This is a genomic window from Rhabdobacter roseus, from assembly GCF_014202275.1.
GTDB lineage: Bacteria > Bacteroidota > Bacteroidia > Cytophagales > Spirosomataceae > Rhabdobacter > Rhabdobacter roseus.
Genome location: NZ_JACHGF010000002.1, coordinates 72296 through 88755, shown reverse-complemented (window position 1 = coordinate 88755; position 16460 = coordinate 72296). Strand labels below are relative to the sequence as shown.

General features: G+C 46.6%; 10 protein-coding genes. 2 read left to right on the top strand and 8 right to left on the bottom strand.

Annotated features, from left to right (window positions below; translation table 11 throughout):
• Entirely contained in the window at positions 1-3297 is a 3297-nt protein-coding gene (locus HNQ92_RS05345) for a SusC/RagA family TonB-linked outer membrane protein (RefSeq protein ID WP_184171960.1), read from the bottom strand.
• Positions 3298-4018: 721 nt separating this feature from the next.
• Here HNQ92_RS05345 and HNQ92_RS05340 point away from each other — a divergent pair.
• On the top strand, positions 4019-4267 hold the full coding sequence (locus HNQ92_RS05340; RefSeq protein ID WP_221307392.1) for a helix-turn-helix domain-containing protein: 249 nt from the start codon (positions 4019-4021) through the stop codon (positions 4265-4267).
• Between the two features lie 23 nt (positions 4268-4290).
• Here HNQ92_RS05340 and HNQ92_RS05335 read toward each other — a convergent pair whose 3' ends face one another.
• Complete coding sequence (locus HNQ92_RS05335; RefSeq protein WP_184171956.1) at positions 4291-5148, bottom strand: HEPN domain-containing protein; 858 nt, start codon at positions 5146-5148, stop codon at positions 4291-4293.
• A gap of 360 nt (positions 5149-5508) precedes the next feature.
• Here HNQ92_RS05335 and HNQ92_RS05330 point away from each other — a divergent pair, with 360 nt between their 5' ends.
• A complete protein-coding gene (locus HNQ92_RS05330; protein WP_184171954.1) occupies positions 5509-6636 on the top strand; it encodes a cysteine desulfurase family protein in 1128 nt (375 codons plus the stop codon).
• Positions 6637-6971: 335 nt separating this feature from the next.
• On the opposite strand, the gene HNQ92_RS05325 is transcribed toward HNQ92_RS05330, so the two are convergent.
• The 6 genes from HNQ92_RS05325 to HNQ92_RS05300 all read right to left on the bottom strand — a co-directional run bounded on the left by HNQ92_RS05325 (position 6972) and on the right by HNQ92_RS05300 (position 15686).
• Positions 6972-7928: a protein kinase domain-containing protein gene (locus HNQ92_RS05325; RefSeq protein WP_184171952.1), complete on the bottom strand. Its 957-nt coding sequence runs from the start codon at positions 7926-7928 to the stop codon at positions 6972-6974.
• A complete protein-coding gene (locus HNQ92_RS05320) occupies positions 7925-9052 on the bottom strand; it encodes a DUF262 domain-containing protein (protein WP_184171950.1) in 1128 nt (375 codons plus the stop codon). The genes HNQ92_RS05325 and HNQ92_RS05320 overlap by 4 nt, the downstream gene beginning before the upstream one ends.
• Before the next feature lie 12 nt (positions 9053-9064).
• Positions 9065-10168: a phosphoadenosine phosphosulfate reductase family protein gene (locus tag HNQ92_RS05315; protein ID WP_184171948.1), complete on the bottom strand. Its 1104-nt coding sequence runs from the start codon at positions 10166-10168 to the stop codon at positions 9065-9067.
• Positions 10158-13409 (bottom strand): hypothetical protein, encoded by a 3252-nt coding sequence (locus tag HNQ92_RS05310; protein ID WP_184171946.1) that lies wholly within the window; start codon positions 13407-13409, stop codon positions 10158-10160. Before HNQ92_RS05310 ends, HNQ92_RS05315 begins: the two co-directional genes overlap by 11 nt.
• A complete protein-coding gene (locus HNQ92_RS05305; RefSeq protein ID WP_184171944.1) occupies positions 13390-14271 on the bottom strand; it encodes a DUF4007 family protein in 882 nt (293 codons plus the stop codon). Before HNQ92_RS05305 ends, HNQ92_RS05310 begins: the two co-directional genes overlap by 20 nt.
• Before the next feature lie 272 nt (positions 14272-14543).
• Positions 14544-15686, bottom strand: a complete 1143-nt coding sequence (locus tag HNQ92_RS05300; RefSeq protein WP_184171942.1) for a DUF3800 domain-containing protein — start codon at positions 15684-15686, stop codon at positions 14544-14546.
• Positions 15687-16460: the final 774 nt, after the last annotated feature.

Below are 16460 nucleotides of genomic sequence, written 5' to 3'. Positions count from 1 at the left end.
TTATAGGCTGAGTTTGAAACCAAGGGATAGCGTAAAGGGACGGGGCAGGTTATGGTCCGTCGGGTTTATGTAGCTGGTATCGGGGTCGATCCCCCGCCGGTTGGCCTTCCAGAGCAGGCCCAGTTGGGAGGCGTAGGCGTACAGCTGGGCCTGCGGCACGCCCAGGGCCCGCAGCGCCCGGCCGCTCAGCTCGTAGCTGAGCCGCAGGTCCTGCACCCGCAGGTGGTCACCCCGCTCGACCAGCTCCTCCGAAAAGCGGTAGAAGGTACTTCGGTTATTGTTGTTGGGATACACGAAGGAAGGAACCGGCGTTTCGTCCCCCGGCTGCTGCCAGCGGACCGCGTAGTCCGGGTGGGTATAGCCCGCCAGGACGTCCTGGTAGTTGGGCGAAACCGACTGCCGCCGGAAGTAGTACCCCAGCTTGTAGACCAGGTTGACCGACAGCGAAAAGCCCTTCCAGGAAAAATCCTGGCGCAACGCCCCGAAGGCGGTCGGCACCGACGAGCCGTGAAACACCAGGCTGTCCGGGCTGAAATTGGTGAGGATCCCCGCGTAATTCGTACTGACCTCCCCGTTCAGGTAGCCCCGCGGGTCGCCGGTGGCCGGGTCCAGTCCGGCCCAGGCGTAGGAGTAGAGGCTATAGAGGGGCTTTCCCACCAGGCCGGGCCGGCCGGTATTGGTTTGGATACTGCCGGCCGTGGGCGTAACGCTGTAGTCGGTGATCTGGTCCCGGACCGTGCTGAGCAGGAAGGTAGGCTGCCAGCCCAGGCCCCCCGCCCGAAACCGGCCGGTCAGGCTCAGGTCCAGGCCCTGGGTGCGGGTGGCGGCCCCGTTGGTAGTAAAGCTAAAGAAGCCGGTCGAGGGGGCCAGCCGCTGGGCTTCGATGAGGTCCCGACCCCGTTTCCGGTACCACTCCAGGCTGCCGCTGAACCGCTGGTTTTGGAAGGCAAAGTCGACCCCGGCGTTCAGGGTACCCACCTGCTCCCACTTCAGCTCCGGGTTGGGGGCCGTCAGGTTATGGATCATGCGGGCTCCCGTCAGCGGGCTGGGGATGTACACGCCGGTGGTGTACACCGCACCCTGGTACACGTTGCCGCTGTAGCCGTAGGACGCCCGGAGCCGCAGGGACGGCAGCCAGTCCAGGTCGTAAAACCGCTCCTGGCTCAGCTCCCAGGACCCGCCCGCCGACCACAGGGGCGAAAACCGCTGGTTGGTGTTCGCCCCGAAAATATTGGACCCGTCCTTGCGGGCGCTCAGTGTGAGCGTGTACCGGTGTTGGTAGGTATAGGCCGCGTTGGCGTAGAAGGACAGGAAGCGGTTGAGGTAGCCACTCATCCCCCCCGCGGGGGCGGGAATGCGGGCCGTTCCCGCCGGGTTGACCGGCCAAAAGGCCGCGTAGTTGAGGGGCGCCACCGCCACGCCCAGCGCCTCGCTGTAGCCGTACGAAGTCCGCGTGTAGCCTTCCGTGCGCAGCTGGCGGGCTTCCGCCCCGGCCAGGGCCGTCAGCCGGTGCGCGCTTTTGAAGCTTTGGTCCAGGTGCCACTGCGCCCGCAGGTTGTCGGTCTTCCAGTCCACCTGGTTTTGCAGCAGCACCCCGCCCAGCGGCACCGGGTAGGTCAGGCTGCCGTCGGGCCCCCGCCCCGTGAAGCGGTTGATCAGGTCCCGGACGTAGTAGGTATCCTGGCTGCGGTGGTCCCGGCCCGCGATCCCCTGCTTTTCCTGCTGGTAGAGCACCTCCGCACTCAGCCCCGGGCGCACGCTATACCGAAGCCCCGCCCGCAGCAACAGGCTGTGGGTTTGGGTGGCGTTGTCGGCCAGGGCCGTTTCCTCCAGGGGGCGGTAGCCCCAGTCCAGCAAGCCCTGGGCGGCGGCCTGGTCCACGTAGGCAGCCCGGTAGTCCTTGGTAATCGCCAGCGGGTTCCCGGCCTCGTCGGCCAGGCGGGCGTAGGGGTACAGCCGCGGGTACTTCCCCCCGACCGGCATGAACCCGTAGTGATTCTGGTAGTTGTTCGTAGTGGTCTTGTTGGTGCTGTAGTTGAGGCTCGTGCTCAGTTCCAGTCCCTTTGCCAGGGTGTAGGTTGCGTTGGAATTCAGGGTAAACCGCTGGTAGTCGTTCCCCACCAGGTTGGTCCGGTTCCGGTCGAAGCCCGTCGACAGCGCGTAGGTGGCCGCCCCACCGCCCCCGCGCAGCCCCACGGAGTACTGCTGGTTCACGGCCCGCCGGTACACGTAGCGCCGGTAGTCCGGCCGCAGGTCCCGCCCGGCCAGTTCGGCCAGGGCGGCCTCGGTTTGGGCCTCCGAAAGGGCTCCCGCCCGTTGCTGGGCCAGCAGTTCCACCACCGGCGAGAGGGGCGGGCGGGTGGTGGTGTTGGCCAGGTCGGCGTTGAAGTACCCGGCCGCAAACAGCGTCCGTTCCACCTCAATGTAGGAAGCCGCGGGCAGGTAGTTCTGATCCGCGTACAGGTCTGGCTTCGCCCCCAGGGTCAGGTTGCCGTTGAGCTCCACGCGCAGCGGCTTGTTCCGGCTCCCCTTCTTGGTGGTGATCACGATCACCCCGTTGCCGGCCCGCGCCCCCCAGATGGAAGCGGCGGCCGCATCCCGCAGGATCGTGATCGACTCCACGTCGTTGGGGTTGATCTGATCCAGGTTGCCCTCAAAGGGGAAGTGGTCCACCACGATCAGCGGGTCCCGGCTGATCTGCGTGGTGGGGGCCAGGGTACTTTCCCCCCGGATCCGTAGGTTCAGGTTCCGGCCCAGGGGGTTGGTCGAGCTCGTGTGGAGGGCCTCTCCCTTGAAGAACAGCCCGCTGGCTACCCCATCCAGGCGATCCAGCAGGTTGGTGGAGACCCGCCGGTTCAGCAGTTCGTTGTCTACGTGTACGAAGGAGCCCGTGGCCCTTTCGCGCGGGATCCGCTGGTAGCCCGTCACCACCGCCTCCCGGAGTTGGGCGGCGTCCGGCTCCAGCAGCAGCAGCAGCTCCTGCCGCAGCGGCAGGGCCAGCACCGTATCCAGGGCCGCGTAGCCGATGAAGGAGATACTCAGGCTCACCCGGCTACCGGTGGCCGTACACGTAAAGCTGCCGCGCTCGTCAGTGGTGGTGCCCTGGCGGGTACCACGCAGTTGCACGGAAGCGCCCGGCAAAGGCTCCCGCTCGGCGGCGGAGAGTACCCGCCCCTGTAGGGTGTGCGTGAGGTCCTGGCCCTGGGCGGGCCGCCAGCACCACAGGAGCAAAAAGAGGAGCGATAGGTAGAACAGGGAAGCCCATAGCTTGCCCAGGGAACAATAAAGCTGCTTCATTGTAACTTGAATGATTGAAGGATGAAAAAGGAGTTAAGTACAAGCAGACGGCTCCCAGGTAGGTGCGGCCCGGAAGGCAAGGCGAGCCCAGCCAGGCCTAATAAGCCCGGACGGCCAAAGCCTCAACCTTCCCGATACGAGGTGCCTACGCCTAAGCCCTACTGCGGCTTGCGGATGATGAGGCGGAAAATGAAGTTGGGGTAACGGTTCATGGATTTATGGGGTAGATTGTAGATTGATGCTAATCAAGAGCCTACCAAAAGGACACATTGTTCCTTTCAAAGGCCAGTAACCTTCTCCCCTGTCTCCAGGGTATTTTACAAGTCGATGAATGAAGTTGGGAGTTTCGGTTATTTCGTGAGGGAATGGCAGTAAAAGACACCAGCCAAAGATCCGGGCGGGGCGAGGAGATTACAAGGTGACGGTGTATTTGCTTTCGAATGCCGGAATGTTGGGAAGAAACAGTAAAAAGACGAAACATAAACCGACGCGCAGGCCCCTTCAGCTCACTACATAGGCTTGAGAAACTGCCCATCCTCAAAAACGAAGGGGCCGTACACGTACGGTTTAAAGTCTTTTGCATAGTCAACATCCCGTTTATTGGGTTTCTCAGGCCGGTAGTGAGGACGTTGATTGTACAAATATAGTGAATCCTGAGTTTTGTTGCAAGATCTTATAACATTTTTCAAGACAAAATTCGGCTTTTTCGCGATTGGACAGAATGAAAAAGGAACGGGATCAATCGCGATTGCAGGAAATCGGCCTCCATCTTAGGGCTCTAAGAGTTCAAGCAGACTTAAGTCAAGATCAGCTTGCAGCTCGTTGTGACCTCACCAAGAGTAATATTAGTAATATAGAAAATGGTAAAAAGGACTATTTCTTTACTACCTTTTTAGAATACGCGAAAGGCCTAGGGATGTCTCCCAAAGAGATTCTGGATAAGGAATTTGATTTTTTGTCCCGTTATTAGCGATGTAGCTAGAAATTGCCGTTCTAAACAAATGAGGCAATTCTTTGCTCGCATAATTCTTCAACAACTACTTTCATTCTCTTGAGCTTTTCTAGCAGGGCGGAATATTCCGATTCTGTAATTAGATAATCAAGTTTATATCTGGCGTCAATGTACCCTTTTTTCAATAGATCAAAAAGGCGTAATTCATTCGTGTCTGACACGGGAGACCGAAAAATGGAATACAAATTGGTCGATAAATGCTTCGAATAATTTCTTAATTTATGTAAATTATGGGTTTTCGGCTTATAGCCGGTGTGGACCAAAAGAGCTGCACTGTAAAAGTATTCGGCAGCTTGGTGCATCATGAAAGCTCCAATCCGTAAATTCTCTTGTCCTAGCTTATTCTCTGCCAATTTTAGAAACTCTAATCCCATAGGAAACCACATGTCAAAATAGCCTTTGGCTTTTGATTTTTCTTCTTCTACCGTAAGGGTTTTGGCCCTGGCAAGCTGGAAATTTCCAGAATCGAACAACAAGATACCATCATTAATAATCTCAGTAAAAAAGTACTGACCGATTAGTAGTCCCTCATTGATATAGTCGATATCATGAACAATTGGGCTGACTACGTTTTTATATCCCTCGCACCGATTTTCAATATGGCTGATAATGGCTTGCTCCTTTATACCATTCTTTTTGATTACGACCAGGAAGTCATAGTCACTGATGTACGTGTAAGTGACACCATCTTCTCGGTATTTGTCTTCAACCCAGTCCCCTTTAGCATAGCTACCGAAGAGTATTATCTTTTCCGGGTTAGCCTCCTCCTTGATGATTTCAAGGATTTCGAGGATCTCCCGTTGCTTGTCGGATGGGAGATGGTCTAGGGTCGTCTTCATATTATAGTTTCCTGATACCTGAGTATCAAAGATAATGAATTTGTTAGGATGGCTAGAGGTCAGAAGGTTCTCAATGATGCATTTCATAACTATCCATTTGCCAATGACCAGGCTTCATCGGCTGATTAATGAATTATCAGCTCATTATCAGCATGAAGTCCCCGCTCGCGCCGTGGAGACTACACATTCGAACTACGATACCCAAAGAGTTGATGCCCGATCAATCCCCACGCTTGTAGGGAAGGGGATACGTGCAGTAGGTGAGTTTCGTCAGCTTTGACTGGAATCTGATTTCATCAATTACAATTCAAAAAACCACTAAATTGAGGTGAACTGGCCTAAATTTTGTAACTTAGACCTATGTATTTAGATTATAACTCTACTACTCCAGTCGATAAAAGAGTCTCTGAAGTAGTATTTCAGACATTAACTGACGTATATGGTAATGCATCAAGCCAGCATTCTTATGGGATTCGCGCACGATTGCTGGTGGACGAGGCTAGATCGAGCATTGCGAAAGTCATTGGCTCAGTTAAAGATGAAATTTATTTTACATCAGGAGCTACTGAGAGCATTAATTTTGCTCTAAAGGGTTTGGCTCTACACCCTAGAAATTCAAAAAGACATATTATCACCTGCCCAACAGAGCATAAAGCTGTTCTGGAAACCTGCTACTATTTGGAAAGTATAGGGTTTGACATTGACTATCTCCCTGTGAACGAGCACGGTGTCATAGATTTGGAGAAACTAAGCTCCCTGATAAAACAAGATACCCTGTTGATATGCTTAATGTGGGTAAATAACGAGACCGGGGTAATACATCCGATTGAAAAGATTGGTGAAATAGCAAAAGAGGCAGGTGCCTACTTTGTCTGTGATGGTACTCAAGGTGTTGGAAAATTGCCTATCAATGTAGTAGAATCGAATATTGATATACTATGTTTTTCCGGCCATAAAATGTATGCACCTAAAGGTATTGGTGGGCTCTATATAAATAGTTACGCAAAAGCTCAAAATAGAATCCAGCCATTGCTACACGGTGGTGCTCAGGAGAATGGCTTAAGAAGCGGCACGTATAATGTACCGCTAATAGCTGGTTTGGGAAAGGCCTTTGAGATTTCTTTGGTTGAAATGGAGACCAATAAGATTTTTATTGAAAGTCTTCGCAATAAGGCTGAACAAGAGCTACTAAAATTAGACGGAGCTTTTATAAATGGGAAGCGCGCTCCGCGAATATTCAATACAGTTAATGTTTCCATCCTAGGATTCGATACTGACGTTTTTATTGGCATAAATAAAGACATTGCGATTAGTAACGGCTCTGCCTGTAATTCAAGCTTAATCCAGCCCTCCCATGTTCTGTTAGCTATGGGATTGTCAAATAGTGATGCAATCAGTAGTATACGTATTTCCTTAGGGAAGGATAATACGAACGATGATATTGATTTACTTTTGATGAGAATTCATGATTTCATGACACTATTGTGATTTACGATCATTTCGCGTGTTCGATGCTTGTGTAGATATGAATGGTCTATTTTACAAATAAGCTGATACATGACATTTATACAAATTTTGAGGTTAAGTCATTTCTATATGCACTATATAGCTTGGAATCCAATAGAGAAAAAAATGGTCATGGGTTCTGATAATTTGATACAACTGTTATTAGTATATCTTTATAAAAAGGAAATTTTAACTTCTCGCGAAATTGAAAAGCTTAGGCTGGCTTATGCTTTGAAGAAATCTTATAGAGAAAAAGATCTAAATAGTATTTTGAAAGATGTTAACTAAGTGCATATAATGATAATTCTACTAACTTATTATACAGCAAAAGACCGTTGCAACTCGGCCATAAAAGAGCCTAAAACCTCTCGATTGATTCGCCTAACTTTTGAATACCTTAGCATCTCTTTTAAAAGCTCAAAAATAATTTCTTTATGATTAATCGAAACAAGAAAATCATCTAATTCTAATTGTCCAATAGGCACGTTTCGTTGAAAAATAAACCAAAATAGTTTACCTAATTGAAAGATATCTGATTTATCATCTATTCTACAATCAAACCCTATATTAGCCTCTTCAGTTAAAAATTTGTTCATAGCCTCCGGCGATAGCCACCCAAAAGGACCGATTTTTTCCCCTAAATCGTCGTAATCCTTATCTCTATGTGCAGCCAATCCTAAATCGCCAATTTTCCAGATGGCCTTTTCCTTTTCTGTGTCGCCAATAAAAAAGAGAAAAATATTATCAGGCTTTATATCTCTATGATAGTATCCCTCTTTATGAAGATCACTTAAAGCCTGAAATATATTCACACAAAACTTAACCTTCTCTTGGTTATCTATTTCAGAATTAGCAAACATATATTCTTTCAAATCACAGTCAGCCTTCTCCATAACGTAGTAAGGAAAATCTCTACCATCAATACGAATCGAGCCATCAAATAATATAGATACGATGTTTTCTCTTCCTTTTTCTTTAAGTTCTCTTAAAACTTTGATTTCCTCGATAAATCGCCCATGCCTTCTGATAATATGAGCATGTGCATTTCGTGATGGGCGATGATAATTGCAAATTTTTATTACAAATTTCTTTTGAGGCTCATCAGCAGGGGAAAGGGTGAATACACTCGAGTTCCCTCCCTTAGAATTTTTGTACTTTTCATTTAAATAATGAAGAAAATACACCCCCCCCTCGTGCTCAATGAAATTTTCATCGGCTAAAAGATTTTTATCTGCATCTTCAGATAAAATTATTCTCTTTGACTCAAACTTCATTGTTTAAAATAATACCTCTGGGTTCGTTCTTGAAGGAGCCAAATATCAATAGTAGTATAGTTCTCAACCATTACAAGAGAATCTTCTGGAAGATGGTAAAAATTAAGCACATCTACAATTGTTAAATTCTCTTTTGATTCAGTAGAAATAGGGGATTGAATTGTATTCAATAACAACTCGTTAAAAAAGCGTAAACGCTCTTCTCTAGCATTTTTTGAATTGGACTGGCTAACACAATTAGTAGCATACTCTTGAAAGGCAAAACACTCCTCTTGAGACGGAGATATATCTTCGCCTATTAATACCAAAATCTTGTAAAAGTGATCCAAGCTGGATTTTTTCAGTTCTTGTGTATTAATTAAGAAACAAAATAAAGTATAAAAATCATTTCGTTGACGATATCTGGTGTTTTTTAACGGATAAATTTCATTAAAACGTATCACATCATCAAGAATTACAAAGAAGCGTCTCTCTAGCTCTTCTGCCTGTGGTTCAGAAAAGGTAGAATCTTGGTACCACCTATCAACTGAGAGTTTTTTATCAGTAATTCCAAATTTTAAAATACCTAGTAATTCGCCAATAAAATCGAAGTCCGTTAGGCGATTAAGTGTTGACTGAGTAAACAATTCTATTGATTCGAACTGTGGAGAGTCTGATATTCTCTCTATTAAATTCTGTAGTGGGCTATTAGAATACTGAGCTTTTAAAATTTCGGGTCTATTGAGTTTAGTGCCAAATTTATTAACTCTATAATAGAAATCTTCAATTTCAGACTGAGTAGCAATTGTTATAACAAATACTGATATTTTATAATGATTCAAAAAAAAGTCTTTATCACTATCTTCAAATTCTTGCTTGTTAATATCAGGAAAGAGTCCCTTTGCATATCCAAGTATAGTTCTAGTTCTCTGTTGCCCGTCAACCATTTCGTATTTCGAAACTTCGTTTTTAAAGAGAAAAAAAGCGGGCAGTGGATACTTAAGTTTGATAGATTCAATGAGTTTTTTCTTGGCAGGCATAGTCCATATATCACCTCGTTGATACGGTGGATTTAGGTTAATATAGCCATGCTCGTGTTTAAATATTAAATCACTTAGGGTCCATTCTTCGATAACGAAATCCATCGATATTATTTTTTATATAAAGCAACTTGCACAACCCTCCACTTCCGACTCAGCCAAAATATCAATCAGATATGAGGATTTTTTGCTATTTACTTTCTCGATTCTTTTAATTTGTTCTTCCTTAATCTGTGCAATGCGCTCAGGTTTGATAAGGTCTTCGAGTCTTTCATCCTGCATCCAGGTATACCCATCCTTTTCGTATTCTACCGCTAATTTAAATTTTTCAGGATGCTGTTCGTACAACCACACCCATTCGATCTTTTGCTGAAAGAAGCAAAAATAGCATCCCGAGCGGCTACGAGCATATACGCCGACAGATCCGTTAAATTCAAACGGTAGTCCCTCATAATATTTTGGAACACCTACGCCAGAGTCACGCAGGATTTGAAAAATGTCATTTCTAATGAGTACATCCTTGTTCTTTAATAGCGGAAATTCATCCAAGACAGACAACGGATAGCCTGTGGTTTTCAAGTAGTCAAAAACTACTTTATTGAAGGCGACGGTATCCAACTCCAATAGGGCTGTTAACTTATTGTTCTGATTAAACTTAGCTGAAAGTGGTTCAGAGACTATCTCTACTATACGCTCCAATTTGTCGGAGGCAGTATTTCCGTACCAATTCAATACATTTGGAATTCGTTCGTTTTTTAAAAGCTTGGCAACGACATCCTCGCTCCAAATGTTCTGTCGGAACGGAAAAATGGATTGAATGTTTGTTTTCTTGGATATATAGCCTTCCCTATTCTCGTCTCCCCGAATTCCAACGTAAGAGATAACAGGATCGTCTCCAACCCATTTTTCGAAAGGGTCGAGCTTGAGTTTTCGTGTACACCAACGAGAGCCGGAGGAGGGCAAGAATCCCCCGTAAAGTTTCAAAAAATGGTCAAACGGGTCTTCATGGCTATCTCCGGCAGCTTGGAGACGAACAATTTTTTTACCCAAATAAATTTCAAGGTTCCTAATGAGTTCATAAGTTTCGTCAAGTTCCTTTCCAGTATCACAGGTATAGTATTCTACATCTAGGGATGGGTACTTTTGGAAGAGGTAAATTGCGAGTGCGGCGCTGTCTTTCCCTCCCGATATTCCCAATACATGCCTTACCTTATTCTTCATCTTGTAGCAGTTCCTCTAAAATTTTAGTCAATGTAGCAATATTTAATTGCTTATCCTGTCCCAATTTATATTTTATTTCACTTTTAAGCTGGATAAGTTCTTCATTTTTACTTTTAGGCAGCCTTACAAGATTTCGTTTTAGGCCTCTTACAAAGGATGTTACTTCTAGTTTTAATACCATTTCCTTTTCTTCATCAAACGTATCATTACTAATGTCGCAAAGGTTGTCCATTTCTAGAATCGTGTCTTTGAACCTGTCAAAGAGCACTTCTCGCTCGTTGTCAGTGATGGTATCCAAAGACTTTCCGATACAAGCTTGTGCCAATGAGCTTAGCCATGCCTTTCGGTCATCCAGTTGGGAGTTGACACGCTGAAGGAATACCTTCTGCCTCGGAAGCAAAAGATGCGTTTTTATATTCCTGAATCGATCTTGTAGTTCCTTCTTGTACTCGGTAAAAATCCCTACCCCATTTGTGAACTCATTCGTTATCAACACCTCAAAGCTGTTAACTAACTCTTCATAGCAGGTCCTAATCTCACGAATGCTTTTTTCAAGTTGAGATACAAATTCCTCCAAATCACTCTGATTTCTTTGGAGTTGCAGAATGTTGAATCCAAGGGCTTTGGGAAATTGATCAAAGAAGGTATCTTCCGGATCTTTGGCTAAAACAATTGCCTCTCGCAAGGCTATCGCTTTTTTACTTAAGTTTTTGGTGTGCTTAGCATATAGCGGAAGATCGCGGTAAAATGTTAAGAAGGGACGTATCGTCTCGATGAAAGTAGTTGATGTTGGACTACTTTGCTCGGATAGATTTAATAAAGAGCGATAACGATTGAAAATATCCAATTTGACCCCTTCGATATCAAAGGCTTTCACCTCAAAGGTACCTGGCTCCTTACTTACCAGGTCTAATGTCTCGGCTGAAAGGATAGGGATATACCCATCTCGACCAAACAGAGCAAAATCGTTTCTTTGACAAAAGAGAAAGGTCGGTAACCAAAAATCGACAAATCCCTTCTTCAGCTTCAACGGTCGCGCAAGCAAAATATCACTTAACTCATTTAGCTTTCTCTTTCCGCTCTGTGTGCTTATAAGAAACTCAGAACAAATATTCCAAAGTTCGAGGAAAGTACTGTTGTCAGGTTTTAATAACGTATATCCGTGCTCCACTTGTCTATGAACACCTGTTTCGCGTAGTAAGGAAAGGTATACGGTCTTTTCGGGAGGGAATTTATTAGTCTGAAAGCCTAAATCTGGTATTTGCCAATTATCAACCAGCTGCTTTAGGTAGTTTTTCTTAGCCAAGCTCAGCGCTCCGCTAAGTTTGGTCTTATTGACCATTTCATTCTTATATATAGGCGAAGCAGGATATACCTCCTCGCATATTTTCGATAGCAATTGGTTAAAAGCCTTTTGAGAGTAGACCGTTTCTTTGTTCCCTTTAAAGAACCAAGCCACAGAGGATCGCTCTGAATAAATGCTCTCGAGCACATAGTGATTCAACAATCTTACTTGATGTTGCCGTATAGCATTTAGCTCCCTGACGGCTACCCGATCGTCACCATTCTGTTCTGTTACTTTTTCTACTTTGTCGATTTCAAATAATACATTGCGTATTTCATCGGTGTTTTTAAAGAGGCCATATAAAACTGCTTCCTGTCCATTGGCAGAATGCTCTTTTAGTTGACTTTCTGTAACTATATCTGAAAAAATAAGGTTAATGTAGCCATCAACCTCTCCGACGGGAGCTAGCTCTTGTGGCGTTTCACTTAAATGAAAGGCAAAGAGGCGCGGTGTGCCTTTTTGATAAAAGGCGGCTTTAGCCAGAACGTATGGAAAATCAAAATGCTTAAGTAAGTGATGAACTACATTCGAAACACGCTCAACTAGATTACCGGCTTCGTCGATAGCAAGTTCGATATCCAAATCAGTACCTTCGAACAGGACGTATTTATTGCTGTGTCGGATAAATCGGATAATTTTGAACTTTTCGAGTTCATATAGCAGTTGCTCGGGCTCGGATATACCCAAACTATAACGACCATAGTCAATTAAAAAGCGCCTGTTAATAGTGGCTGCCGTAGAGGCAAAAATGTTCATGAGTCCAATGCTCTTGACTAGCTTCAACGCGTCGGTCTCTTGGCCAGCTAATAGACTCTCAGTACGCTCGATAGCAGAACGGATTGCAGCCCATTGAGCATAATGGGGATTGTACTTGGTGTTAAGAAATGAATAATAGTTGTGGATGAGGTAGTCATAAACATGGGCTAATCCATAAAACAGTCCTGTTTCCCTGTTAAAGTCTTTTATCCCAAATGGGTCCTGTGACTCTATAAACGAAAACAACGAACGCTCGTTTTGTCCGTACTTCTGTAGACTCAGGGTTAACACCGCCGCCGATAGAATATCAAAAGGTAGTAGACGTTCCGCTATTATTTCTGAGAAATAATCTCTTAAAGGAAACGCCTTCGAGGTTTTGATAGCTTCGAACAACTTGAGAAAGTCACGAGGGGTATGAGAGATTCCGAGTTTGGGTAAACGTTCTGACGCTAGAAATAGTAACTGCTCTACTGGTTCATTAAAGGCAATTTCCTTCAGACGCCCCCTTACTTTGTCCCATTCTCTTTGTTGGGATACTGAAAGGCTTCGCGAATACCCATTGAAATCTTGATGCAACGAGGTGATTAACAACAAGTTCTTTTTAAGGTCGTTAGCATATTCTGCCAATTGTTGCACGAAAAACAATTCTCCCTCGGGATTATTCTTCGCAGCATACTCCAGGAACTTGCCAAACTCGTCAATGACGATGACCAGTGTCTTCCCTTGATCGTCTACCGACACCAAATGAGTTTCCAACGCTTGAAAAATATCATTGACAGTAAAATCTGTACTGTCGATGCTCAAATGGCTTGCGAAAGTTTCTTTAAGGGAATTGTATTCGCCTACAATTCGTAAAAACTCAGCGCCTTTTGTAAAAAGAGGGGCTTGTTTTAATTTCTGAAACAGCGGTTTCTGTTTGGAGACACTTTGTTCAAACGCCCATAGGAAAGCCGACTTGCCGACTCCATACGCTCCAATAATCGTAAAGGAACGCACACCAAGACGGAAATCATTTATAATCTGACCAAAAGCTTGTTCCGTATTAGGGGTGACAATATAGTTCAATGCCGTTTCTGCATCTCTGACAATATTGACAGAAGAAGAAAAGCTCGCGCCGTATTCAATGGTTGTAATATTCATTCAGTATGTCGAACTTGCTAGGTAGTTTTTTGAATTGCAGTACTTGGTTTCCAGCCGTTTCAGTATACACCGCCTCTTTATAATAATCTGTAATCTGCTTTAGTTTAGCGAATAGTCCCTCCGCACTTAACGCAAATACCGAGCCCGGAGAATTAACTCCGGTTAGCAATTCTCTGAAAGTGATGCTCTTCTGTCCTTCATAGTTGTCCAATATAACAAACAGGACAATTTGGAAGGGCAAATCGAAGGGCTCGCCGGCTTCTATTTTATACCAATCAACGAGCTTCCCATCTAACCCTCGTTGTTTATACCGTTTGACAATGTCGAGGTCATTAAGTATACCGGCAAAATCATCTTCTATTTCGAGGCTCTCTTCCCGTCGGGGCTTTGAGTACATTCGTAGAAACACGTTGGCATCGCGCTCAATGGTCTTTGGATTGTCAGTATTTGCGCCATACTCCTTTGTCTTTCGGAGCAAGAAGTAGACTAAGTGCTCGTGAGTGAACTCTATTCGTTCTTTGCGGAGAGCATTAAAGACCAACGAACTCACAGAAAACCTATTAGTCCTCACTAGTTGATAATGTAACAACCATACCGTGGCAAGATCTTCTAGGTAAGTATCTTTGCCAGTTTCACCAAATAAGTACAGGGCGATTTCGGTAGGAGCGTCCGCTTCATCCAAAACCCCAAATGCCCTACCCCAAAAACGTAACGACGTAACCATGTTTTTACCAACCCCTAGTCGAACTACTGCGAATTCATCGTTAAAGCTCTTTCCATCTGTAGCATAGTCGAACACCTTTTTAAGCCAGAACTGCTTACAAATGAAGGATTCATGACCGGAAAAAGACAGTTTATCCATATTCTCGTACACTGATTGAGCTGTAAATACGCATAAATGTACATGAAAATTGGCTACTCTTAGGTAAACAGAGGTAATATAATTATATCATATTGCTTTCAAGAAATTATATAAATAAGATCTAGAAATTAGAGACTCGTTACCCACTGCGTGAATTAAATATAATATAGGTTCCTTCTATCATACTACTTTCATGGGGTGAGTCAGAGTAGTAATTCATTCGACACAGGAATAAATAGCCTCATTTCCCCTAACCAATAACCGCCTTCGATCTACTCTACCAACCTTCGCAACGTACCATATTCCTCCCGGTCCAGCACATCCAGAGCTCCACCGGTAGCCAGTCGAATCCGGTCCCGGAATTTCTGGACGCGGGACAGCATGGGCGCGATGATGGTATGGCTGTGGTTGATGAAATCGTACAGGTCGCGCTCGCTGGCCGGGAGCTTATAGCCCCGCGCGCTGCTGGCAATCAGTACGCCCGCATCCCGCAGCGGCGCAATCACCTTGGTTTGGAAGTAGTGCAGCGATATATCTTTGCCCTTTCTGGCCTTGAGATGCTCCATCAGCTCCAGGCTGGAGATATAGCGCGTGGGGTCGATGTGCCGGAAGAGAAAGACCAGGTAGTGCAGGCAGGTCACCTGGTCGAGTTCCGGCGGAGAGAGGTGGGCGTTTTTCGTATTCAGGAAATCGTTCGCCAGGTTAACGCTCAGTTCGGCCAGCACGGGATGGTACTTTTCTGCGCCCAAAGCCGTCTGGGCTAGAGAAGGGGCGAATACATCGGGCCAAAAGCGCAGGGTCAGCAGCTTGGGACGCAGTAGTTCAATAAAGATTGGGCGCTCGTCGGTCAGTACCGTTTCGTCGTAGCAGCGGGCTAAGGTACCCGCCACCAGGTCCGCCCCCTGCACCAGTAAGCTACGTTGATCATTGACAAAGCCAAAGGTAGCCTGGTTGAACAGGTTGGGGATGTGCCGGTTTTGCACGTAGCGGATGAAGCCCTCCATGAAGCTTTTGCTCCCGTGCTCATCGGCCACCAGCTCCAGGTTTGGGAAGGTACGGTACAGTTCCCGGTCGGCCAGGCCGTGGAGAAACTTGTAAAAGGATCCTTTATAGCGTAGCCCCTCCCCGATCAGTTGCCGCTTGTCTACCACCAGGGCAAAAATTTGAAAAGGCGCTTCCAGCAGCTCGGCCAGGATGGCCCTTCGCCGCCCGTGGTTACTGCCTACCCCGGCCGATTTCATCGGTCCGGCCTGAAAGTGCTTCCGCCGTACCCGCTCAAGTACCTCTTCCGCTTCGGGTACCCGCTCCTTCGGCAGAGTCAGGGCCACCACGATGAAGTGCGTAGACACTCCTTTTTTCGTAAAGTCGAGCCCGTTGTTACCCCATTCGTCCAGGAAGGCTACGTGGTTGTGCATGGGTGGTAGAGGGTGGCTAGAACGTAATACGTTAGGAATTAAGGGATAGCCTTTACGAAGCGCTATCCCCTCGGCTAAGGTAGTGAATCGGACAGAGCAAACAAAAAAGGGAGGTGGGCTTTTTTGGGGGGGGGAGGTAGTATAAAAAGCCTGCTCTTGCAGTTAGGTGAGCTGGGGCTACTTTCCCCCCCGCTGCCGTCCGTTTACAAAAACGGGTGGCTAAACATAAGGTAAGTCTTCGACTTACTAAACCTTCACCGTGGAATACGGATTAAACGATGATAGTGTAGATGGATATTCCAAGTCTTTGAAGGTAGACTCGGCAAGTACCTTGAGAATAGGCATACCTATCGCCCAGCCAGCGGGTAAGGTACCCTAAACGGTGGGTAGTTCTGGCACGGGTGCTGGCGAAATCGCACAGCGAAACGGAGTGCCTGGGAGCTCGGTGACAAGAGCAAGCGGCGGCGCTACTACGGCACAGGTACCTTAAAAGCCACCGGTCAGATCCCTTGGCTATCTAGCCAAGTACCTACCCTCTTCCTGCCCAGCCATCCGCACCAAATCCAGCATCTTCTCGCCCCGTTTCTTGCAGGACGGCCTGAGGGTCTTCACTTCGTTACCGGGTCTATTACCTTATCCCGCTGCGGGTACCGCCAGCGCGCGTCTGCGCATTTGGAAAGGAACCGTTTTTTGAATAGCTTGTCATGGTGTCGGCGGCCCGGTGGGAGTCTGGTCGGAAATAGAGACGGAGTAAGCGCAAAAGCGACGCTTAAA

Coding starts and splice junctions, on each gene's coding strand:
- HNQ92_RS05315 (WP_184171948.1), bottom strand. CDS start 10,168: ATGAAGAATAAGGTAAGGCATGTATTGGGAATATCGGGAGGGAAAGAC.
- HNQ92_RS05310 (WP_184171946.1), bottom strand. CDS start 13,409: ATGAATATTACAACCATTGAATACGGCGCGAGCTTTTCTTCTTCTGTC.
- HNQ92_RS05325 (WP_184171952.1), bottom strand. CDS start 7,928: ATGAAGTTTGAGTCAAAGAGAATAATTTTATCTGAAGATGCAGATAAA.
- HNQ92_RS05335 (WP_184171956.1), bottom strand. CDS start 5,148: ATGAAGACGACCCTAGACCATCTCCCATCCGACAAGCAACGGGAGATC.
- HNQ92_RS05320 (WP_184171950.1), bottom strand. CDS start 9,052: ATGGATTTCGTTATCGAAGAATGGACCCTAAGTGATTTAATATTTAAA.
- HNQ92_RS05340 (WP_221307392.1), top strand. CDS start 4,019: ATGAAAAAGGAACGGGATCAATCGCGATTGCAGGAAATCGGCCTCCAT.
- HNQ92_RS05345 (WP_184171960.1), bottom strand. CDS start 3,297: ATGAAGCAGCTTTATTGTTCCCTGGGCAAGCTATGGGCTTCCCTGTTC.
- HNQ92_RS05330 (WP_184171954.1), top strand. CDS start 5,509: ATGTATTTAGATTATAACTCTACTACTCCAGTCGATAAAAGAGTCTCT.
- HNQ92_RS05300 (WP_184171942.1), bottom strand. CDS start 15,686: ATGCACAACCACGTAGCCTTCCTGGACGAATGGGGTAACAACGGGCTC.
- HNQ92_RS05305 (WP_184171944.1), bottom strand. CDS start 14,271: ATGGATAAACTGTCTTTTTCCGGTCATGAATCCTTCATTTGTAAGCAG.